This window comes from Photorhabdus cinerea, assembly GCF_011189575.1.
Classification (GTDB): domain Bacteria; phylum Pseudomonadota; class Gammaproteobacteria; order Enterobacterales; family Enterobacteriaceae; genus Photorhabdus; species Photorhabdus cinerea.
This window is the reverse complement of record NZ_PUJW01000008.1, coordinates 76,985-99,969: the sequence shown is the minus strand read 5'-3', so window position 1 is coordinate 99,969 and position 22,985 is coordinate 76,985. Positions and strand designations below refer to the sequence as shown.

Here is a 22,985-nt window from a genome sequence, read left to right as displayed (position 1 = left end):
GAAAGGGATGTACCCAGTCGATAGGATCAACGCTTTCTTAAGCATAAAAAATTAATTTATACTTAATTTGTTACTTAAGACATTCATTAATCTAAATAATAACAAATCTAATATTAACTATGGGGTACATTATGCTGGACACTGTTAGTCATATTAATCCAGAGTGCACCGGTACGCTGCGGATTAGCTAAGATTCAGAAGATATTGATAAACTGCTTGGCGTTGTTTTGATTGGTTTAGATGTCAAAGTAGCTCTGGGATAAAGACATTCATTCCCTTACTTTCAGGGCCAAAAAATAGATTACTTACATTTTCAATGAATAAAAAAAGTGCGCTTAATGAGACGCACCTTTTTATTACTGCACTTAATCAGAATACAAATTAATCATCAATCTGCGCATGCATTTCCTGTACAGAGATGACTTGCTCTGTCGGATCTTCACTCAGTGCCATTGCGGTCGCAAAACCACCATTCAATGTGGTGTCATAATGCACTTTATATTGCAATGCACTACGACGAATAAGCTTGGAATCCTCAATCGCCTGACGACCTGCGGTAGTGTTCACAATATAGGTATATTCGCCATTTTTGATTCTATCCTGAATATGCGGACGTCCTTCATGAACTTTATTCACCAGACGAGGATTGATACCTGCTTCACCCAACACAATCGCCGTACCATGAGTCGCATCCAGTTCAAAACCCTGTTTCAACAATTTAGCGGCCAAATCCACAACCCGACCTTTATCACCTTCACGCACTGACAGAAGTGCTCTGCCACTTTGCTGCATTCTGGAATTACACCCCAACAATGCTTTTGAGAAAGCTTCCGCAAAAGTACGACCAACGCCCATGACTTCTCCGGTTGACCTCATTTCAGGGCCAAGAATTGGATCTACACCAGGGAATTTGTTGAAAGGTAATACAACTTCTTTCACTGAATAGTACGGCGGAATAATTTCCTCAGTGGCGCCCTGTTCAGCCAGAGACTGACCAACCATCACACGAGCAGCAACTTTCGCCAGTGGTAAACCAGTCGCTTTAGATACAAACGGTACAGTACGAGCAGCACGAGGGTTAACTTCAATCAGATAAACTTCGTCCTTCTTGACTGCAAACTGGACATTCATCAAGCCTCGGACACCCAACTCAAACGCCAGTTTTTCTACCTGTTGACGCATGACATCCTGAATTTCCTGACTCAATGTATAGGCAGGCAGTGAACAAGCTGAGTCACCAGAGTGAACACCTGCCTGCTCAATATGTTCCATAATGCCACCAATCAGCACACGCTCACCATCACAGATAGCGTCAACATCCACTTCCACTGCATCATCTAAGAAACGATCAAGCAGTACCGGAGCATCATTGGACACACTTACCGCAGTCTGGAAGTAACGGCGCAGGTCAGCTTCATCATAGACAATTTCCATTGCACGGCCACCCAGAACATAAGATGGGCGAACCACCAATGGGTAACCCAGAGCATTTCCCTTCTCGACTGCCCGTTCAATCGTCGTCACCGTAGCATTTTCAGGTTGTTTCAGACCAAGGCGATTTACTGCCTGTTGAAAACGTTCACGATCTTCAGCACGGTCAATCGCATCCGGGCTGGTACCAATAATTGGAACACCCGCTATCTCCAATTCACGAGCCAGTTTCAGCGGAGTCTGCCCACCATACTGGACAATCACGCCTTTTGGTTCTTCAACGCGCACAATTTCAAGCACATCTTCCAAAGTCACGGGTTCAAAATAGAGACGATCTGAAGTATCGTAATCCGTTGAAACTGTTTCCGGGTTACAGTTCACCATGATGGTTTCATAACCATCTTCACGCAGTGCCAGTGATGCATGGACACAACAGTAGTCGAATTCGATCCCCTGCCCAATACGGTTAGGACCACCGCCCAATACCATTATTTTTGGCTTGTCACTATTTGGATTGGCTTCACACTCATCTTCATAAGTGGAATACATGTATGCGGTATCGGTCGCAAATTCTGCCGCACAGGTATCAACTCGTTTGTAAACCGGATACAAATTATATTTATGGCGCAGTTTGCGGATCTCTTTTTCAGCCACACCGACCAGTTGCGCCAGACGTGCATCAGCAAAGCCTTTGCGTTTCAAATGACGCAGGAAATCGACAGTCAGGCTGTTAATTCCCTGCTCAGCCACTTGCTCTTCCAGTCGCACCAGCTCTTCAATTTGCACCAAAAACCAGCGGTCAATATCCGTCAGATTGAACACACCATCAACAGACATACCGGCGCGGAAAGCATCGGCGATATACCAGATACGCTCAGCACCAGCATCTTTCAATTCGCGGCGAATTTTGGTCAATGCTTGCGGATCATCCAGGCTGACTTTCGGATCAAAGCCGGTTGCCCCCACTTCCAAACCACGCAACGCTTTTTGCAGGGATTCCTGCTGAGTGCGCCCAATCGCCATCACCTCACCAACAGATTTCATCTGAGTCGTCAGGCGATCATTGGCACCGGCAAATTTCTCGAAATTGAAACGAGGAATTTTAGTCACTACGTAATCAATAGAAGGTTCAAAGGAAGCTGGCGTGCGACCACCAGTGATATCATTCATCAGTTCATCAAGGGTATAACCTACCGCCAGCTTGGCGGCAATTTTGGCAATCGGGAAGCCTGTCGCTTTCGAAGCCAGCGCAGAAGAACGGGAAACGCGTGGGTTCATTTCGATGATAACCAAACGGCCATTTTTCGGGTTCACCGCAAACTGTACGTTAGAACCGCCGGTTTCCACACCGATTTCACGCAATACCGCCATCGAAGCGTTACGCATGATTTGGTATTCTTTATCGGTCAGCGTTTGTGCCGGTGCGACGGTGATGGAATCGCCAGTGTGAATCCCCATAGCATCGAAGTTTTCAATCGAGCAGACGATGATGCAGTTATCATTTTTATCACGCACCACCTCCATTTCATACTCTTTCCAGCCAATCAAAGATTCATCAATCAATAGCTCGTTGGTTGGAGAAAGATCTAAACCACGCTCACAAATTTCTTCAAATTCTTCGCGGTTATAAGCGATACCGCCACCACTTCCTCCCATAGTAAAGGAAGGACGGATAATACAAGGAAAACCGACTTTATCTGCAACGGCCAGCGCTTCTTCCATTGAATGGGCAATACCAGAACGCGGGGTTTCCAAGCCTATCTTTTTCATTGCCATATCGAAACGGCGACGATCTTCCGCTTTATCAATCGCATCTGCGGTTGCGCCAATCATAGCCACGCCAAATTCTTTCAAAACCCCTTGACGTTCCAGTTCCAACGCACAGTTCAGCGCAGTTTGTCCACCCATGGTTGGCAAAACCGCATCAGGACGCTCTTTTTCAATGATTTTACGTACCACTTCCCAGTGGATCGGCTCAATATAAGTGGCATCCGCCATTTCTGGATCAGTCATGATGGTGGCAGGGTTTGAGTTCACCAGCACAACACGATAACCTTCTTCTCGTAACGCTTTACAAGCCTGTGCACCTGAGTAGTCGAACTCACAAGCCTGGCCGATAACAATGGGGCCAGCACCCAAGATCAGGATGCTTTCAATATCCGTACGTTTTGCCATTTTATTTGCTCCTGATTACTTGGCGTTATGACGACGATTTTGCTGGCAATACTGTTTAATCAGTTTGATAAAGTGATCGAACAATGGTGCCGTTTCATGTGGTCCAGGGCTGGCTTCCGGATGCCCCTGAAAACTGAATGCAGGTTTATCTGTTCGATGAACTCCTTGCAAAGTGCCATCAAACAGAGATTTGTGGGTAACCCGCAGATTTGTCGGCAATGATTTTTCATCTACAGCAAAACCGTGGTTCTGTGCAGTAATCATCACAACATTACGATCAAGATCTTTTACCGGATGGTTGCCACCGTGATGACCAAATTTCATTTTCATTGTTTCAGCACCACTGGCCAGTGCTAGTAGTTGGTGTCCAAGGCAAATACCAAAGATCGGAATATCTGTCTCAAGGAGAGTTTTGACCGCTTCAATTGCGTAGCTACAAGGTGCCGGGTCACCCGGTCCATTGGACAGGAAAATACCATCTGGATTAAGTTTCAGTACATCTTCAGCCGGTGTTTGAGCAGGAACAACGGTCAGACGGCAGCCACGATCTACCAGCATCCGCAAGATATTGAGTTTTGCACCAAAGTCATAAGCAACGACATGATAAGGCAGCTCCTGTTCCTGTTTCTCTTTTGGTAATCCGTCTGCCAGAGTCCAACTTCCCTGTAACCACGGGTAAGCCTGTTCCGTTGTCACTTCTTTTGCCAAATCCATTCCTTGCAGTCCCGGAAATATTTTGGCCTTTTCCAACGCAACCTCAGCATCAATCTGCTTACCTGCTATAATACAACCATTCTGTGAACCTTTTTCTCTTAACAAACGAGTCAGTTTACGCGTGTCGATATCCGCTATCGCCACAATATTATGGCGCTTAAGGTAATCAGAAAGGGTTTCTTCGCAGCGGAAATTACTGGTTAACAGTGGTAGATCACGAATCACCAGCCCTTGAGCCTGTACTTTTAATGATTCTTTATCAGCTGAGTTAACACCGACATTACCAATATGGGGATAAGTAAGAGTGACAATTTGGTGGGAATAGGAAGGGTCTGTGAGAATTTCTTGATATCCGGTCATTGAGGTATTGAAAACCACTTCCCCCACTGCCGCCCCTTCTGCACCTATGGCGCGACCATGGAATTGGGTTCCGTCTTCCAGAACCAATATAGCTGACTTAATCAAAACACCCTCCAAAGAATAATTATTCGAAATTATCGCATATTAATTCAGATTTACTCCTCAAAATCAATGCCAAAGCTGCTTTTTAAGCAAAATTTTGGCAAATTGCGCGCATTCTAATGATGAGAGGGGTGGTTGTCTACAAAAAATGTTACTTTTCTTATTTTTTTGCACCTTCACTAGAAAAACTAATAAAATAAGACTAAAAATAGAAGTAAAGTTAGTTGATAAAACGATTACTACCATAGAAGATTTAATTTTCAAATAAAAATTTATAAATCATCATAAAAAGGAGAAAAAAGAAGAAAACAAAGGGTAAAAACAAGGTATAAATGAATAAAATAAACGAAAAATCAATATAATCAAACAAAACAATAAAAAATCGCATAATTTAAAAAATAATCATGCGATATCAATCAGTTACAAAAAAAAATTTAAAGTAAATCGAGGTTTAAAACATCTTTCATATCAAAAAGACCGTTGTTTTTACCATTTAGCCACAATGCCGCCTTTACCGCTCCATTTGCAAACGTCATCCTACTGGAAGCCTTGTGAGTTATCTCCACTCTCTCACCAATATCTGCAAACATAGCGGTATGTTCACCAACAATATCTCCGGCACGGATAGTAGAAAAACCGATACTTTTCAGATCACGTTCACCAGTATAACCTTCACGGGCATATACAGCACATTCTTTGAGATCGCGCCCTAAAGCATGGGCAATAGATTCTCCCATCGCCAACGCGGTGCCTGATGGTGCATCTACTTTGTGGCGGTGATGAGCTTCGATAATTTCGATATCAGTATATTCACCCATCACTTTCGCCGCTTTTTCCAGTAGCTTAAGCACCAGATTTACACCAACACTGAAATTTGCTGCAAATACAATCGGGATATCAGCCGAAGCATCTTTAATCGTCTGCTTAGCTTCGTCATCAAAGCCCGTTGTACCAATAACTATCGCTTTACCATGCTGACGACAGATTTCAAGGTGTGCAAGGGTTCCTTCCGGGCGGGTAAAATCAATAAGAACATCAAAATTATCAACAACATTTTTCAAGTCATCACACACAGTAACACCTGTATGACCAATACCCACCAATTCTCCAGCATCCGCACCAATCAAAGAAGAACTAGAACGTTCCAGAGCTACACCAAGAACTACCCCACTCAACTGATGGACAGCCTGAATTAACTGACGTCCCATACGTCCACCAGCGCCAACAATAGCAACACGAATATCTGTATCAGTCATAATCCCTCACTATGAATAGCCTTTTTCCTGATTTAACACAGGCGCTCAATCAGATGAATGAATGTATTAAGTAAAATGTTTACACGCTGCCTTACTCTTATCTGTCGTCAGATTACTTAACTAATCTCTTTAACTTCGACACGCAGCTCTTTCGGCACTTCGAAAACAATATTTTCTTCCCTGCCATGTAATTCCTCAACCGAATCAGCGCCAAGATTTTTCAGGCGATCAATCACTTGCTGAACTAAGATATCCGGTGCGGAAGCACCTGCTGTCACACCAATCGTAGAAATGCCAGTAATCCATTCCTCTTTTATATCATCAGCAGAATCTATCAAGTAAGCTGGCTTACCCACCCGCTGAGCTAACTCAGCAAGACGATTAGAGTTAGAAGAATTCTTCGAACCAACAACCAAGACAACATCTGCATCAGATGCCAGATCCCGTACCGCTTCCTGACGGTTAGTCGTTGCATAGCAGATATCATCTTTCCGAGGACCCACAATGTTTGGGAATCGTTCATTAAGTGCATCAATCACTTCTGAAGTATCATCAACAGATAATGTTGTTTGCGTCATAAAACACAGGTTATCTTCATCTTTGACTTTCAGATTCCATACATCATCAGGAGACTCAACCAGATACATTCCACCTTCAACATTGTTGTACTGACCCATTGTTCCTTCAACTTCTGGATGCCCGGCGTGACCAATCAGAATAGCTTCTTTACCTTTCCGGCTTGCTCTGGCCACTTCCATATGGACTTTCGTCACTAGAGGACAAGTCGCATCGAACAACATTGTCAGATTACGGGAACGCGCTTCAGCACGAATAGCCTGTGAAACTCCATGAGCAGAAAAAATCAGAATTGCATCATCGGGTACTTCTGAAATTTCTTCAATAAAGATAGCCCCCCGCTCGCGCAGGTTATCTACAACATAACGATTATGAACAACCTCATGGCGAACATAGATCGGCGCGCCATATAATTCCAGAGCGCGTTCTACAATACTGATGGCGCGGTCAACACCGGCACAAAAGCCTCGGGGATTAGCCAGCAATATCTGCATGGTTTTCCTCCAACTGTGGGTCAATTTCCAGCACTTCAATTTCAAAAGTGATGTTCTGATCTGCCAGCGGATGATTAAAATCAACAGTAACAGATTCTTCTGCCACTTCTTTCACTATGCCTGGCATTTCACTGCCATTCATTGCCGTAAATAGCATTATAGTTCCAATTTCAGGAATACCTGTTTCGGCAAAATCACGCGGAGTAAAATATTGGATCAAATCAGGATTTGGTTTACCAAATACAGCTTCACCAGCCAAAGTGAATGTATGTTTATCACCCTCTTTTAGCCCGGTAAGCTGCTGTTCCAAAGACGAAGAAAGCGTTCCATCACCCAGGCGGAATAATGCAGGTTTGCCCTGATTATGGGTGGAATCAGCCATAGAGCCATCTTGCAGCTTTAAAGTGAAATGCAGTAAAACCGCACTGTGCTCTTGTACCTGCTTTGACATATTATTCAGAACCTATTTTATTTGTCATTCTTTGCCATAAAAAGCGAATTTGGCTAGTGCTTAAAAAAAGCACTAGCTTTTACATTTTAATGCAGCCCAAAAAGAATCACTCTTACGCACTATAGTGTACGACTTGGTTTTCGCACACTGCTTAAATCCAAATTATCCACTAAAATAGACTGTTATCCTGCATTGACCTTTTTTTCATCTTGGCTGAAAAAGCTATCAATAATAACTAATGCAGCCCCGATACATATCGCCATATCAGCAATATTAAAGGTTGGCCAATGCCAGTCGCCGACATAAAAATCGATAAAATCGATGACAAAACCATGAACCAACCGGTCAAACAGATTACCCAATGCTCCACCAATAATTAGGGCATAAGCGATATTACTCAGTTTCTTCTTCGCACTGGAGCGATACATCATTACCGTTAACACAACTGAAATACCAACAGCAATTAATGCAAAGAACCAACGCTGCCAGCCGTCCTTATCTGCAAGGAAACTGAAAGCTGCCCCCAAATTCTGGGCATAAGTTAGATTAAAATAAGGTATCAGTGGAACAGATTCATACAGATGAAAATGCTTAAGCACTAACTGCTTACTACTCAGATCCAAAACCAATACCACAACAACTAACCAAAGCCAGCGAAGGCCAGTGGAGCAAATGGGTCTATTCATCAGGCAAACTTACGCTCTTCGCCGTTACCGGCAACATTAGTTACACAGCGGCCACAAAGTTCTGCGTGCTCCGCCACCAATCCCACATCTTTAGCGTAATGCCAGCAACGAGGACATTTTTCACCATCCGCTTTACGGAAAGCAATTTTCAAGCTACCAATTTCGCTTTGCTGTGCATCTTCACCAGCTAACTCATAACCAGCGACAGAAACCTGAGAGGTCAACAGAACGAAACGTAATTCATCCCCCAGACTGTTCAGTTTGTCTGCCAGTTCATTATCTGCATACAGAGTCACCGCGGCTTCCAATGAGCTACGGATATGCTTGTCTGCACGTGCCTGCTCCAATACTTTATTAACTTCACCACGAACAGCCAGTAGATCAGCCCAGAAAGTATCATTCATTTGCTCGCCTGTGGCCAGACCAAACAAGCCGTCATACCACTCTTCTGTAAATACATACTGAGCGCGTTTGCCAGGCAACTCATTCCAAACTTCATCCGCCGTGAAGGAGAGAATAGGCGCCATCCAGCGAACCAGTGCTTCTGCAATATGATACAAAGCTGTTTGGCAACTGCGACGAGCTAAGCTATCGCTCTTAGCTGTGTATTGACGGTCTTTAATAATATCAAGATAGAATGATCCCATTTCCACGGAACAGAATTGCATCAAACGCTGAACAACCGTGTGGAAATCATATTCCTCGTAGCATTTAGCAATGTCTGCCTGAGCCGCCTGAGCACGACCTACAGCCCAGCGATCCAGCACAGCCATCTCTTCTGGCTTAACCATATGCTGTTCAGGATCAAAGCCATTCAAGTTTGCCAGCAGGAAACGTGCCGTGTTACGGATACGTCGATATGCATCAGCAGAACGTTTGAGGATCTCATCAGATACCGCGATTTCACCAGTGTAATCGGTAGAGGCAACCCATAGACGCAGAATATCCGCCCCTAATTTATCCATCACATCCTGCGGACTGACTGTGTTACCGATAGACTTAGACATCTTACGGCCCTGACCATCCACAGTGAAGCCATGCGTCAATACCTGACGATAAGGCGCGTTGCCTTTCATTGCAGTGGAGATCATCAGAGAAGACATAAACCAGCCACGGTGCTGATCTGAACCCTCAAGATAAATATCCGCCGAGTTACCCTGGAATTCAGAACGGGCATCAACAACAGACGAATGAGTTGATCCTGAATCGAACCACACATCCAGCGTGTCAAAGATTTTGACATAATTAGCGGCGTCATCACCCAACAGTTCGGCTGGGTCCAGATCCCACCACGCCTGAATGCCATCAACTTCAACACGTTTTGCAACTTCTTCCATCAGCTCGATAGTACGTGGATGAAGTTCTTCTGTCTCTTTATGGACAAACAGGGACATCGGCGTGCCCCAAGTACGCTGACGTGAAATACACCAGTCAGGGCGGTTTTCAACCATTGCTTCAATACGAGCTTGACCCCAGCCAGGAATCCACTGGACCTCTTTGATCTCTTTCAGAGATTGTTTGCGCAGACCATTTTGATCCATGCTGACAAACCACTGCGGCGTGGCACGAAAAATGATAGGTGTCTTGTGACGCCAGCAGCAAGGATAACTGTGCTGTAATTTTTCCAAATGCAGTAATGCATTGTTTTCACGCAGGATATTCAAAACGACATCATTTGCCTTAAAGACAAATATGCCATCTAAAGAAGGATAAGTCCCAGACAGATAGCAACCGTTCGGCCCAACCGGGTTTGCTACTTCCAAACCATATTTCTGACCAAGAACGAAGTCGTCCGGGCCATGACCTGGTGCAGTGTGAACAGCACCGGTACCCGCATCCAGTGTAACGTGATCGCCCAGTACAACAGGTGAATCAAAGCCCATAAACGGATGTTTGAAGCGTAACAGTTCCAGCGCAGAACCTGCACAATGGCCCAACACTGTCCACGAAGTAATACCTGCACGCTTCATCACACTTTCGACCAAATCAGCTGCCAGAATCAGACACTCACCTTCAATCTGTACTAATTGATAGTCAAATTCAGCATGCAGAGCGATTGCCCGGTTAGCCGGCAACGTCCATGGTGTGGTTGTCCAGATAACCAGAGATACTGGCTGACGCGATGCCTGCACACCAAATTTCTCACAGACAGCAGCCACATCAACGGCGTTAAAACGTACATCAATAGACGGAGACGTTTTGTCGTAATACTCAACTTCTGCTTCAGCCAGTGAAGAACCACAATCAGTACACCAATGAACAGGCTTGGCTCCTTTCAACAGGTGACCATTGGCAATAACACGGCTCAACGCACGAATGATGTTGGCTTCAGTCTTAAAGTCCATCGTCAGATATGGACGTCCCCAGTCACCTAATACCCCCAGACGGATAAAGTCTTCTTTCTGACCTTCGATCTGCTCTTTGGCATATTTACGGCACTCGGCACGGAATTCAGCGGCAGAAAATTTTTCCCCTGGTTTACCAATAATCTGCTCAACCTTAAGCTCAATGGGTAAACCATGGCAATCCCAACCGGGAACATATGGGGAATCATACCCCTCCATCCCTTTGGATTTAATAATAATATCTTTGAGAATCTTATTGACTGAGTGACCAATATGAATGCTGCCATTCGCATAAGGAGGGCCATCATGCAGAATAAATGTTTTTTTACCGGCTTTTGCTTTACGAATTACCTGATACAACTCATCTTTGTACCAACGTTTTAGCATGTCTGGTTCGCGCTTTGCTAAGTCTCCGCGCATTGGAAACCCTGTTTCTGGTAAGTTCAGGGTATTTTTATAGTCACTCATTCGATTCTCAATTCCAATTTTCCGCTAAATACATGACACTGGCTGCTGTTTAAAGAATTCCTTCGCAGCGACCAAATCATTAGCAATTTGCTGCTTGAGTGCATCAAGGGAAGCAAACCGCTGCTCATTACGCAGTTTTTTGCGTAACACCACATCAATATGACGCCCATACAGATCCATTTGGGTATCAATCAGATGTACTTCAAGTTGTTGGCCCTGACCAGAGACGGTTGGACGTGTACCAATATTGGCAACACCCGGTAAAGGCTTATCTCCCAGGCCATAGACTTCAACGACATAAACGCCTTGTACAGGAGCGACTAAACGTTTTAATGGCAAATTAGCTGTTGGAAAGCCAATAGTACTCCCCAGCCGTCTACCATGAACGACCCGGCCACAAATACTATATGGATGTCCCAACAATGTTTCAGCTAATACCAAATCATCATCTTGCAGTGCCTGACGGATAGCGGTGCTGCTGATCCGCAAACCACTATCACAAAAACTTTCGCTGTTGGTCACGTCAAAACCGTATGTTTCACCGGCTTGCTGTAGAAAGGCAAAGTCCCCACTGCGGGATTTGCCAAAACGAAAGTCATCTCCTACCGCCAGAAACTTAACACCCAATTTTTCCACGAGCAACCGCGAAACAAAGGCTTCTGGCGTATTTGCCGCAAAATTCCTGTCAAATTTCACACATAATAAATAATCCACTCCACACTGGGCGAGATATTTGGCTTTATCCCTCAATCTCGTCAGACGCGCAGGGGCATTAACCTTGGCAAAAACTTCCAGAGGTTGTGGCTCAAAAATCATGATCATTACCGGTAATCCCAGACGCTGCCCTTCGCGTTTTAAGTGCTTCAATAGTGCTTGGTGGCCTCTATGGACACCATCAAAATTACCAATCGTCAGCACGCAACCATGGTGACGCGCCCGGATATTACATATACCGCGAATTAGCTCCATAGCTGGCTCAATATCCTGAAAATGACCAAATTATACCTTGTACAAAGCTCAAGGTTAACCCGCCATCATAAGATGGTTTAAATTAATCACCATGATTCATACAACAAAAACGGGCAAGAATCCCGTAAAATATTCATTTTATTTCTTATCTAGACTATTCAATGAGATTTTTATTGTGAAAGACTGTATTCCAGCTAAGTAAGCTGATAAAATCCTGCGCCATCACAACGAAACAAGTGCCGCGGTACAACGGCGCTTATTTGCACAAATCCATTGACAAAAGAAGACCGAACAGGCATATTCCTCGGCCTTTAATTGTCCTCGATAGAATATATTTGGGAGTTGGACCTTGGCTAATATCAAATCAGCTAAGAAACGCGCTATACAGTCTGAGAAACGTCGTCAGCACAATGCTAGCCGCCGTTCTATGGTGCGTACCTTCATCAAGAAGGTAGATGCTGCTATCGCTACTGGTGATAAAGAAGCTGCACAGAAAGCATTCAATGACATGCAACCTATTGTCGATCGTCACGCTTGTAAGGGTCTGATCCACAAAAACAAAGCAGCACGTCATAAATCTAATCTGACAGCTCGAATCAACGCAATGCAATAATTTGCGTTTATTTGAAGCACTAAAAAACCGGCCTTTGCCGGTTTTTTCGTATTTGCAATCATCTATCAGTTATTCTTTAAGTACGCTTCTTAGGTGGCACATTAAACAAAGCAGAAAAATCTTTATTACACACCCTTTGAACAGCCGGATGTTGAATCATGCGTTCAGCAAAAATCACATAATACTCTTCTTGTACTGCATCCAACCGACCAATTTCAGCAATGTCATTGTCAGCAAAAATATCATTAGTATACAAAGACGGCGCAACGAAAATCGCATTATGGTACATACCAAACGCCTTCATTAATGCGGCATCGTCAAACTCACCCAAAACTTCAACCTGAAGATTTTTATTCCGAATCCAAGTCAACAATTTACGCCCCAACATAGAGCGACGTCCTGGAACCAACAAACGACGTTCTTCCAAACATTCAGGAAAAGGCTTTTCCGGGATCGGCTGCCGACAGAAGAAGCTAATGCTACATTCACCCAGTTTTACTGAGAACAATCCTTCCTGCTGGGAAGAATCCACCGGGCAATCAGACAGTATCATATCGAGTTTGTGCTGGCTAAGTTGTTCAAGTAACAATTCATGGGTTGATTCAAAACAACGTAAATGGATCTGCTCATGTTCCACAACCGCAGTTTTCAATACCTGGCTAACCAAACGTTTAGACAGTGCATCCGCAACACCAACATCAAACAAAAGGTTGGATTCACGGCTGTAGTTAACGATATCTAACATCTCCTGACTCAGCATAAACATCTTATCTGCATAGCGGAAGATAAGTTGCCCCAGTTCTGATGGAACCAATCCCCTGCCCTGACGTTTGAACAGCTTCCCTCCTAATCGCTCCTCCAGCGCCTTTATCTGTCCTGTAATCGTCTGAGGTGTTAGATAAAGGGCTTCTGCCGCCCCAACCACAGAGCCTTCCTTGCAAACATGCCAGAAATAATAGAGATGATTAAAATTCAGATGTGACACCCGCATACGTTTTTCCTTATGTATCGCTTTCGTCTGGTAGACAACGCCAGCCATACATTACTAATTCACCGTCTCCCGGCGATTTTCTGTTTTTTCACTACATAAAATATCCGCGATACAATTTTAGTTATTGTACCGCGAGTACAAAAATGATGAGTCAGTTCGGAATTTTCTCTAAAAACGTAGAACTTCATTCGGTTAAATTAATGAATTTATCACCACTCTGCCATCACTTTTTCTTTGGTAAGACCATCCGTAATAAGCCATACCCCATCATAGCCGCTATTGTTGAACCCATCAGAATCCCCAAGCGGGAATAGGTACTGAAAGATTTATCTGCGTCTTCGAAAGCCAATCCTGAAATGAAGATAGACATCGTAAAACCAATGCCACAAAGAACGGAAACAGCGAATATCTGTTTAAGATTAATCTCTTGTGGCAGCTTAGCAAATCCTATCTTGATGGAAATATAGCTGAAAAGAAAAATTCCCAATGGCTTACCAAGAAACAAAGCTATGGCAATACCCAACGGTAACATATCGATCAAACCATCCAGAGTCACTCCACTGAGGATAACTCCTGCATTAGTAAATGCAAATAACGGCAAAATAAGATACGCCACCCAAGGATGCAATCCATGCTCAAGTGATTCAGATGGTGAATGACCATTCTGACAGCGCAAAGGAATAAGAAAACCAACGATGACTCCGGCCAAAGTTGCATGAATACCGGATTTCAGGATGCAGACCCAAAGGATCAAGCCAATAACCAGATAAGCCGATGTTTTTTCAACACCACGCCAATTCATCCACATCAGCAAAGCTATCATCACTGCTGACAATCCAAGGGCCACCAGGGAAACTGTTTTGGTGTAAAACAGTGCGATGATTACGATAACACCCAGATCATCAATAATCGCTAATGCCAGTAGGAAAACCTTCAGTTCAGTTGGTACTCGCTTAGCCAGCAGCGCCATTACACCAAGAGCAAAAGCAATATCTGTTGCAGCAGGAATAGCCCATCCTTGACGGTTAAGCTCATCACTACCATTAAATAATAGATATATCAGTGCCGGAGCGACCATACCACCAATAGCAGCTATTACTGGAAATACAGCTTTATCACGTCCAGCTAAAGAGCCTTCCAATAGTTCACGCTTAACTTCCAGGCCAACAATTAAAAAGAAGACGGCCATTAAACCATCATTAACCCACAATAATAAGGGCTTATTGATCTCCAGTGCAGAGAATTGTATAACCACTGGAATATTAAGAAATTGCTGATAAATACCTTGTAATGGCGAGTTTGCCATTATCAACGCAACAATGGCAGCAATGATAAGAAGAAGCCCTCCAGCCGCTTCTAACTTCAGGAATTGACGAATAATTGCTGTCAAGATGATTAGCCTCTGAAATTGATCGGGCTATGGATAGTACTCTAAGTATAATTTCGAAAAAAATCGATTTTATAGCCAAAATGATTCGTTAAAACCGATCTATTGATGATCTACATCTCAATAAAGTGGATTATCAATCAGAGGAAATCGTTAAATGGGGAAACCCTATTTATCTTACATTAGCACCAATTTCCCGCATCTTAGCCAAAATGCGGTTTAAATCATCTTCTGATAATGTTAACTGTGTCGCTATTTGACATCCTCCTCGCCCAAAGGACGGGGTTTTACGGCGCACCGGATAAAATAAAACAAGACAATAATAACGAGAAAACAGTGTAAATAACTAATAGGTATTGAAATTGATTAGATAGCAATTTTTCAATCCCCGAAAACATTATGAATATAAATTAACAACCAACAAATCATCTTTACACCCAATAACTCTTTTTTTCTTTTTAAGCGTTATTGAGTGGTATTCTTCGCTATTTGTCACAATAATTGGCGATATAATCTGGACTTTATTCTCTTGAAGAAACCCCAGATCAAAATTAACTAATACATCACCAGTCCTCACTCTCTGTCCTTCTATCACTTGTAAATTAAAACCTATTCCTTGCAAACCTACGGTTTCAATACCAATATGAATTAATAATTCAACCCCTTGATCGGAAATTAAACCAACAGCATGTCCAGTTGGCGTAATCATTGAAACCTTGCCATTAAAAGGTGCTTTAACCACCCCTTCCGTAGGAATAATAGCAACACCATCACCAATAATTTTTTCAGAAAAAATGTCATCAGATACACTTGAGAGAGGTGCTATTGTGCCGGTCATCGGAGAAAGTAATGTGATTTTCTTTGTCTTTGAAAAGCGAGGCTTTATTAATACCATAGAATCAACACTGGATTCTAATTTCATTAGTAGTGTAAGTATAAATGCGACTAAGAAACTACTGAAAATGGCAAACAAAATAAAAAGTAAGTTGTTACTATCTTTTTGCACATAAAAAGGTAATGACACCAACCCTGGTAGACTAAAAGCAAATATCTTTATAGAAAGAATACCTACAATAGCCCCACCAACCGCCCCACCAATTAATGCAGCATAAAAAGGTTTTTTTAATTTAAGAGTAACACCATACATTGCTGGCTCGGTTATACCTAAAAACGCAGAGAATGAGGATGAATAAGCTAATGATTTCATCTGCCTATCTTTAATTTTAATTGCAACCGCCAATGTAGCACCAGCTTGGGCAATATTACTGACGAAACTTATTGGTAATAACATAAAATCGTATCCGAGAGACTTAAAGTTAGCAAAAACACTCGGCAAAAAAGCATAATGCATCCCCGTAATCACCAGCACAGGTATAATTCCCCCCAGAAATAATCCGGTAAGAGGGCCAATTACAGAAAATAACATTACGAACACCTGTTCAATATACAAACCCATTGTATTTCCCAACGGAGCAACAACAACCAATATAATTGGCACAGAAATCAATAACACCAATAATGGTGTAAGTATCATTTTTAATACTACAGGAATAAATCTATCTACCCATCGATGGATATAACTAAGCAACCAAACACCTAAAATAATTGGAATAACAGTATAGCCATAATGAATAATCGGAATAGAAATACCAAACACATCAAAATATTCTCCACTAGAGGTACTGACAAGGTTAGATAGTGTTGGATAAATTAAAATACACGCTAACGTTGCAGCAATAAACTCATTAGTTTTAAATTTTCTTGCTGCCGAAAAAGCCACAAGAATAGGTAGAAAATACAGAGGCGCATCAAAAAGAACATATAATAATTTATACTCATTGCTCTCTTCTGAAATCCAACCCATCGTATTGAAAAAAATCAACCCACCTTTAAGTAAACCAGATCCTACGATTGCCGGTAATATTGGAACAAATATACCTGAAATTACATCAAGAATGTGGCTAATGACATTGTTTTTTAACTCATTACGATTTCCCGAAATTTCTTTTAATTGCTTAATTATTTCATTAAATATTTCAATAACTCTATTACCAATAATTATTTGCAACTGTCCACTGTGAAATCGTGCCCCCATAACCCCTTGCATTTTCTTTATAGCGGTAATCTCTACCTTACTATCATCTATAATATTAAAACGCAATCGAGTAACACAATGCCAACTTTTACTTATATTTTCTCTCCCTCCAAGAAATATAATAATATCTCTCGCAAACTCTTCATAATTCATTTTAACCACCACCTATAATTTATTATCAGAAAAATCAAATAAATATAAATATATTAATCTCAGTCATTGCTTAGGTTAATACCTGTCTACACATCCACTTAATGATGCACTTAATGATGCACTTATCATGAATCTTTTGCCTTATAACTATCATTGACCACCCGCTCTATATGAATAACCAAATAAATCAATTCATCATCAGGAACCTTCCATTGATATTTTTCTCTCAAATATCTAATTAGCTTCACCGCACAATTGTAACTTTTGAAGTATTTTTCTTCTATCAATTCTTGCAATGAAAAATCCATTTCAATAGCAGACGAGTGATCATTTTTATTTTGTCTGATTAAGAAATAGCGTAGATGAGTAATAAAACGAGAATAATTTACTGATGTTGGATCAAGATTAACATGAAAATAATAGTGAATAAGTTTAACAGTTTTATTAATTAAGTTCGTTAACTTTAATGTATCCCCCATAGTTTGCCCTTCATATTGAGCATTAACAAAATGCAAGGCAATCAATGAAGCTTCTATCGGCGGTAACGGTTGTTCAATCTGGTTATTAATATGGATAAGTGCCTGTTTACCTACTTCATACTCCAACGGGTAAAGATGCGGGATCTCCCATTGTAAGACATTACCAATCTGGTATCCTTTATTTACACGCTCAAACGCAAAACTTAAATGTTCTGATAACGTAATGAGTAATGAATCGTTAAGCGGTTTGGCAAGAAAATTTTTCCCTAATGTGATAATTTGTTCTGTTAACTCTATAACTGAAACAGGGATAGTAGAAAGGATCTGACTTATCTTATAGTGCTTTTCAACAGTAAAAACTTTTGCAACATCTTGAACATGCAACCTATCCCCTTTTTTCCTATTAAATCCTATACCCTTATCCATGAGAATCATTTCGCTATTATTCTCATCAATAGCAAGGACCACATTATTATTTATGAGTTTTATTATAGTTAACAAAAGATATACCTTACAGGATAAACCATTATCTGCACTAACCTATAGAATAGGCAAAATACATCCGTGACTTGGTTGTGCCTGATCGAGTCAGTGACACTCCTGTACACTATATTCATATAGATATTTCATCCCTCAGGCTAAGACATAATTTTTATAAAGTCAATGACACTGCAATATTCTCAATTTATCTACTATATTTATGATAAGAATCACATTTTTGCTAAAATTAATACTAATGACTTGCAAGAATCATAAAGAGTAACTAGTTTCTAAATATTGATTAATAGGCTTGTTACCGACTTGGTCGCGACCAATGTCGGGCAAAACCTAATCCATCATCTACGATATATCCCTATCCCAGGGCTATTGAAGATCATGGGTTAGGTTTTTTTTTGACTTTAATTCGGCCTTTCGCTGTTTTCAACTTAAAAAAGGGGAAGTCTAATGAAGTACGAAAGTCTGTCTGATGAGATAGTCTGCGCAATAGGGGGGAAAGAGAATATATCGAGCCTTGTCCATTGTGCTACACGTTTACGGTTTAAACTTAAAAATAGAAACTTAGCCAATAGTGAATTACTCAAACGAACTACAGGAATTATTACCGTCGTAGAGAGCGGTGGTCAATACCAAGTGGTTATTGGCAGCCATGTAGGAGATGTTTACGATAATATCAATAATAAATATTTACAAGGTAACGCAGAAAATCCCGAGGTTAAACAAAGTGTAACGTCACAGCAAGAGATAAAAAAAGATAATTCAAAAGGCTTAAAACGCATTCTTAATGTAGCAATTGATATTATTTCCAGTATTTTCACACCACTATTAGGCGTACTGGTCGCTGCCGGATTGATTAAAGGAATACTCGCTTTATCCAGCGTATTTGACTGGATGGACCCAGAAGGTGGCACCTATAAAATTTTATTCGCTACTGGCGATGCGATGCTTTATTTCATGCCTATTCTATTAGGGTATACCGCAGGTAAACGATTCGGTGGAAACCCTTTCATTACCATGGTTATTGGGGCAGCCTTAACCTATCCAACAATGACTGAGGCATTTAAACTTTCGCAAACGACTTCCGCTGTTCATTTAGATTTCCTGGGTATTCCCATTACTTTCATCAATTACAGCTCAACAGTTATTCCCATTATTTTATCAGCATGGTTTAGTTGTTTTCTGGAAAAGAAACTTAATAGCTGGTTTCATTCTTCTTTCAAAGCACTCATTACCCCTTTCCTATGCCTATTGATTACTGTTCCGTTGACCTTCCTGATAATTGGCCCTGTGGCAACGGCACTCAGTAATGGTTTGGCAACAGGATATCTCTTTTTCTATCAACAGAACCCAGTCATTGCGGGTATTTTGATGGGAGCCTTATGGCAAGTTTGCGTTATTTTCGGACTGCATTGGGGATTAATCCCTATAATGATCAATAACATGATGACACAGGGAAAAGATATGCTCTCCCCTCTGCTCCAACCAGCAATATTTGGTCAGGCGGGTGCAACGTTGGGCGTATTGTTACGTACACGCGATCAGAAAATGAAAGCGCTATCAGGAACCGCGCTAATATCAAGTCTCTTTGGCATTACCGAACCCGCAATCTATGGTGTAACACTACCATTAAAACGCCCATTTATCATTGGTTGTATTGGCGGGGCACTTGGTGGTGCTATTGCCGGTTTCTATTCGGGAACAGCACACAGCTTTGGTGGTATGGGCATCTTTGTATTTACCTCATTTATTTCTCCTACCGGGGAACTAGACAGCGCTTTCTGGAGCGTAATATTGGGTTCGCTAGGTTCATTCATCTTCTCTTGTATCGCAACATATTTATTCGGTGTGCCGTCAGAGGCTAAGGGATCACAAATAATATCCCGTACAACAAATTAATTTAAACGTTAACAGAAATAGTCATATTAAGACGATATTTCACAGGTTTAACAAATCATTAAAGAGGAAAATCATGAAAAAACAATTTCCAGAAAACTTCCTTTGGGGAGGTGCATTAGCAGCAAATCAGGCCGAAGGAGCCTATCAAATAGGTGGAAAAGGGTTATCAACCTCAGATATGCAACCACATGGAGTCATTGGTAGCAGTATAGAGCGCAATACGGATGACTTTAATATCAAGAACATCGGCATTGATTTTTATCATCGTTATCCTGACGATATTGCTCTGTTTGCTGAAATGGGATTTAAATGCCTGAGAACATCTATCGCCTGGACACGTATATTTCCTGAAGGAGATGAAGAAGTACCCAATGAAAATGGTCTGGCTTTTTATGATTGCCTTTTTGACGAAATGAGAAAATATCATATTCAACCATTAATTACCCTCTCTCATTTTGAAATGCCTTATGGCTTAGTGAAGAAATATGGTGGTTGGGGAAATCGTAAAACGATTGAATTCTTTGAACGTTATGCCAGAACTGTTTTTGAACGTTACAAACATAAAGTAAAATACTGGCTAACATTCAATGAAATTAACATGTCTCTCTTTTCCTGCTTTACCGGTGTAGGGTTGCCGGAAGGCAGTAAAATTCAGGATATTTATCAAGCCCTACATTATCAGTTAGTTGCCAGTGCCAAAGCCGTTAAAGCCTGCCATGAAATTATTCCAGATGCAAAAATTGGTAATATGGTGGCAGCAACATCTTACTACCCATTAACCTGTCATCCCGATGATATATTAGAATCATTAAAAAAGAATAGAGAATCACTGTTCTTTTTTGATGTTCAAGCTCGTGGCTATTATCCATCTTATATGACACGCCTATTTAAAGAGCAAAATATTACGCTTGATATAACCAATGAAGATAAACAGGCACTAAAAGAAACTGTTGATTTCCTCTCTCTCAGTTACTACATGAGCTGTTGTGCAACTACAGATCCGGATATTGTTAAATCCGCAGGTAATATGATTAATCCGGTGAAAAACCCTCATCTAGCCAGTTCAGAGTGGGGATGGCAAATAGACCCTCAAGGACTCCGTTATCTTCTCAATACGTTATATGACCGTTACCAGATACCACTATTTATTGTAGAAAATGGTCTGGGAGCAAGAGATATTATTCAAGATGATGGCTCTATTATTGATGATTATCGTATTCAATATCTCAACGACCATTTATTCCAGGTACGAGAAGCCATTGAAGATGGAGTCCAGATATTGGGATATACCTCATGGGGGCCAATAGATTTGGTCAGCGCCTCTACAGCCGAAATGTCAAAACGATACGGATTTATTTATGTCGATCGTGATGATCAAGGCAATGGAACACTAGAGCGGCGGCGTAAGAAAAGTTTTAACTGGTATAAAGATGTTATAAGCAGTCACGGAAATATTCTTAAAGCACCGGGAGTAAAAAATGAAAATAGCCAATAAATTTGTTTTATCAACGCTGCCACTTATATTGCTGTATAGCAATATAAGTGTGGCGACAAAAAATAACTGTAGCTCATATGATGCCCTTTTACCGAGAGGGCCGGAAACACCTTCGGTCGCATCTGCATGTGATACTGTATTTCCCGAATGGGGCGGTCTCAGAAAAGAAATGGCAGATCGAGGCTTTTATGCAAATTTTCAAATGCTAACAAACCTAACTTATGACCTTTCAAGAAACTGGAAAAATACACCTAATCCTAATTATGTAGGTCAACGTTTAACCACCGGTAATTTTGTTTCTACAGAACTGACCTATGATTTATCACGGATTGGTTTCACCGATAAGGCGCAACTGCGTGTAGGTCTAAACTACGCCTATAATAACTTTAAAAATAATGGTCAAGATGGGCACCCTTTTATCTCAGCTTTCTCTATTAACCAGCCCTTGTTCAATGATAGGGTGATATTGAATTACGGCTATACAACATTGCTTTCTCATTTCTATGGCTTATTTTTAGGTAGCAGTACCGCATCATCGGCTTTGGGGCCAACCAGCGTCATGTTGTCCCAGGCTGGCTTGCCCAGTACAAAACCCAGCCCATCAATAGATATTCGATTTTTATCGAAAAATAAACGTTGGTATGACCACATTGGGGTTGCCAGAAGCCAAAGCTCGGAAGGTTTAAAAGCAGATTCAAAATACAATACCTACGGTCTGCGCTGGAAAGTTCCTAGTGCGGGTACATTGGTCATTAATGAATTAGGTTATCGTGTTAATGCCGATGAAACGGAAAGTATGATCTGGATTCGTGGCGGCTCGGTGTTTAATAAAACGCCTTATTTTAACTATAACAACTCAAAATATGAAGACTATACCTATTCTCATTATATAGCGGCTACCCGCCAGATAACCAAGCCGGATGCATCGATGCCTTTCCGTGGCTGGTATATTGACGGTAAAGCCAATTACGCCCCAAAGGATCGTAACTTGTTTAACGCCGATGTTTCATTATCACTGTTTAGCATTGGACTACTCAATTCACGCCCAAACGATATGCTTACTCTTGGTTTGTCATACAATAAGTTCAGTGATGATGCGAAAGATTACTTTGCCCGCAATGGTCAAGTTGCTGAAAGTTATAGTGCAACCGCTTCCGCGTCATATTCATATCGTGTTTCCAACGGAATCTATTGGACGAACAGCTTATCGTATACCCACCATCCATCAGTAACACCGAAAGAGGACGATGCTTATAATTTGCTTACACAAATTACCTTTAGCTTATGATCTTCAACCAAGGCAAAAAGTCCTCGTATGAAAACGAGGACTTTAATCAATAACCTAAACTAC

At 41.5% G+C, this 22,985-nt stretch carries 16 protein-coding genes and 1 pseudogene; 5 read left to right on the top strand and 12 right to left on the bottom strand.

The annotated features are described in order from the left end of the window. Positions 1-135: 135 nt before the first annotated feature. Positions 136-263, top strand: a pseudogene (locus C5469_RS09560) (LysE family translocator); the annotation flags it as partial. Between the two features lie 118 nt (positions 264-381). On the opposite strand, the gene carB reads toward C5469_RS09560, so the two are convergent. The 8 genes from carB to ribF all read right to left on the bottom strand — a co-directional run bounded on the left by carB (position 382) and on the right by ribF (position 12,027). After that, positions 382-3,606, bottom strand: a complete 3,225-nt coding sequence (gene carB, locus C5469_RS09555) for a carbamoyl-phosphate synthase large subunit (RefSeq protein WP_166305385.1) — start codon at positions 3,604-3,606, stop codon at positions 382-384. Between the two features lie 15 nt (positions 3,607-3,621). Continuing rightward, on the bottom strand, positions 3,622-4,785 hold the full coding sequence (gene carA / locus C5469_RS09550) for a glutamine-hydrolyzing carbamoyl-phosphate synthase small subunit (RefSeq protein ID WP_166305382.1): 1,164 nt from the start codon (positions 4,783-4,785) through the stop codon (positions 3,622-3,624). A 431-nt stretch (positions 4,786-5,216) separates the two neighbouring features. Continuing rightward, on the bottom strand, positions 5,217-6,038 hold the full coding sequence (dapB, locus tag C5469_RS09545; protein ID WP_166305379.1) for a 4-hydroxy-tetrahydrodipicolinate reductase: 822 nt from the start codon (positions 6,036-6,038) through the stop codon (positions 5,217-5,219). A 116-nt stretch (positions 6,039-6,154) separates the two neighbouring features. Then, complete coding sequence (gene ispH, locus C5469_RS09540; protein ID WP_054477383.1) at positions 6,155-7,108, bottom strand: 4-hydroxy-3-methylbut-2-enyl diphosphate reductase; 954 nt, start codon at positions 7,106-7,108, stop codon at positions 6,155-6,157. Further along, positions 7,089-7,559, bottom strand: a complete 471-nt coding sequence (gene fkpB, locus C5469_RS09535; protein ID WP_166305376.1) for an FKBP-type peptidyl-prolyl cis-trans isomerase — start codon at positions 7,557-7,559, stop codon at positions 7,089-7,091. Before fkpB ends, ispH begins: the two co-directional genes overlap by 20 nt. A 182-nt stretch (positions 7,560-7,741) precedes the next feature. Further along, positions 7,742-8,245 carry a signal peptidase II gene (lspA, locus tag C5469_RS09530; RefSeq protein WP_166305373.1) on the bottom strand — a complete coding sequence of 168 codons (504 nt, stop codon included), beginning with the start codon at positions 8,243-8,245 and terminating at the stop codon, positions 7,742-7,744. After that, entirely contained in the window at positions 8,245-11,058 is a 2,814-nt protein-coding gene (gene ileS, locus C5469_RS09525) for an isoleucine--tRNA ligase (protein ID WP_166305370.1), read from the bottom strand. The genes lspA and ileS overlap by 1 nt, the downstream gene beginning before the upstream one ends. Before the next feature lie 24 nt (positions 11,059-11,082). After that, complete coding sequence (ribF, locus tag C5469_RS09520; RefSeq protein ID WP_166305367.1) at positions 11,083-12,027, bottom strand: bifunctional riboflavin kinase/FAD synthetase; 945 nt, start codon at positions 12,025-12,027, stop codon at positions 11,083-11,085. Positions 12,028-12,376: 349 nt separating this feature from the next. Between ribF and rpsT the strand changes: the two genes are divergently transcribed. Continuing rightward, positions 12,377-12,640: a 30S ribosomal protein S20 gene (gene rpsT, locus C5469_RS09515; protein WP_054477376.1), complete on the top strand. Its 264-nt coding sequence runs from the start codon at positions 12,377-12,379 to the stop codon at positions 12,638-12,640. Positions 12,641-12,716: 76 nt separating this feature from the next. Here rpsT and nhaR read toward each other — a convergent pair whose 3' ends face one another. The 4 genes from nhaR to C5469_RS09495 form a co-directional block, all read right to left on the bottom strand. Beyond that, positions 12,717-13,631: a transcriptional activator NhaR gene (gene nhaR / locus C5469_RS09510; protein ID WP_166305626.1), complete on the bottom strand. Its 915-nt coding sequence runs from the start codon at positions 13,629-13,631 to the stop codon at positions 12,717-12,719. Between the two features lie 223 nt (positions 13,632-13,854). After that, positions 13,855-15,021: a Na+/H+ antiporter NhaA gene (nhaA, locus tag C5469_RS09505; RefSeq protein WP_166305364.1), complete on the bottom strand. Its 1,167-nt coding sequence runs from the start codon at positions 15,019-15,021 to the stop codon at positions 13,855-13,857. A gap of 394 nt (positions 15,022-15,415) precedes the next feature. Beyond that, complete coding sequence (locus tag C5469_RS09500; RefSeq protein ID WP_166305361.1) at positions 15,416-17,266, bottom strand: beta-glucoside-specific PTS transporter subunit IIABC; 1,851 nt, start codon at positions 17,264-17,266, stop codon at positions 15,416-15,418. A gap of 125 nt (positions 17,267-17,391) precedes the next feature. Next, positions 17,392-18,246, bottom strand: a complete 855-nt coding sequence (locus C5469_RS09495) for a PRD domain-containing protein (protein ID WP_166305358.1) — start codon at positions 18,244-18,246, stop codon at positions 17,392-17,394. Positions 18,247-18,690: 444 nt separating this feature from the next. On the opposite strand from C5469_RS09495, the gene C5469_RS09490 reads away from it, so the two are divergent. The 3 genes from C5469_RS09490 (at position 18,691) to C5469_RS09480 (ending at position 22,922) form a co-directional block, all read left to right on the top strand. After that, a complete protein-coding gene (locus tag C5469_RS09490; protein WP_166305355.1) occupies positions 18,691-20,139 on the top strand; it encodes a PTS transporter subunit EIIC in 1,449 nt (482 codons plus the stop codon). Positions 20,140-20,212: 73 nt separating this feature from the next. Beyond that, positions 20,213-21,634: a 6-phospho-beta-glucosidase gene (ascB, locus tag C5469_RS09485; RefSeq protein WP_166305352.1), complete on the top strand. Its 1,422-nt coding sequence runs from the start codon at positions 20,213-20,215 to the stop codon at positions 21,632-21,634. After that, complete coding sequence (locus tag C5469_RS09480) at positions 21,618-22,922, top strand: carbohydrate porin (RefSeq protein ID WP_166305349.1); 1,305 nt, start codon at positions 21,618-21,620, stop codon at positions 22,920-22,922. Before ascB ends, C5469_RS09480 begins: the two co-directional genes overlap by 17 nt. The last annotated feature ends 63 nt before the right edge of the window (positions 22,923-22,985 follow it).

Excerpts from the sequence above, each read along its gene's own strand:
- carB (WP_166305385.1), bottom strand. The coding sequence starts at position 3,606 with ATGGCAAAACGTACGGATATTGAAAGCATCCTGATCTTGGGTGCTGGC.
- dapB (WP_166305379.1), bottom strand. The coding sequence starts at position 6,038 with ATGACTGATACAGATATTCGTGTTGCTATTGTTGGCGCTGGTGGACGT.
- ispH (WP_054477383.1), bottom strand. The coding sequence starts at position 7,108 with ATGCAGATATTGCTGGCTAATCCCCGAGGCTTTTGTGCCGGTGTTGAC.
- fkpB (WP_166305376.1), bottom strand. The coding sequence starts at position 7,559 with ATGTCAAAGCAGGTACAAGAGCACAGTGCGGTTTTACTGCATTTCACT.
- lspA (WP_166305373.1), bottom strand. The coding sequence starts at position 8,245 with ATGAATAGACCCATTTGCTCCACTGGCCTTCGCTGGCTTTGGTTAGTT.
- ileS (WP_166305370.1), bottom strand. The coding sequence starts at position 11,058 with ATGAGTGACTATAAAAATACCCTGAACTTACCAGAAACAGGGTTTCCA.
- ribF (WP_166305367.1), bottom strand. The coding sequence starts at position 12,027 with ATGGAGCTAATTCGCGGTATATGTAATATCCGGGCGCGTCACCATGGT.
- nhaR (WP_166305626.1), bottom strand. The coding sequence starts at position 13,631 with ATGCGGGTGTCACATCTGAATTTTAATCATCTCTATTATTTCTGGCAT.
- C5469_RS09500 (WP_166305361.1), bottom strand. The coding sequence starts at position 17,266 with ATGAATTATGAAGAGTTTGCGAGAGATATTATTATATTTCTTGGAGGG.
- C5469_RS09490 (WP_166305355.1), top strand. The coding sequence starts at position 18,691 with ATGAAGTACGAAAGTCTGTCTGATGAGATAGTCTGCGCAATAGGGGGG.
- ascB (WP_166305352.1), top strand. The coding sequence starts at position 20,213 with ATGAAAAAACAATTTCCAGAAAACTTCCTTTGGGGAGGTGCATTAGCA.
- C5469_RS09480 (WP_166305349.1), top strand. The coding sequence starts at position 21,618 with ATGAAAATAGCCAATAAATTTGTTTTATCAACGCTGCCACTTATATTG.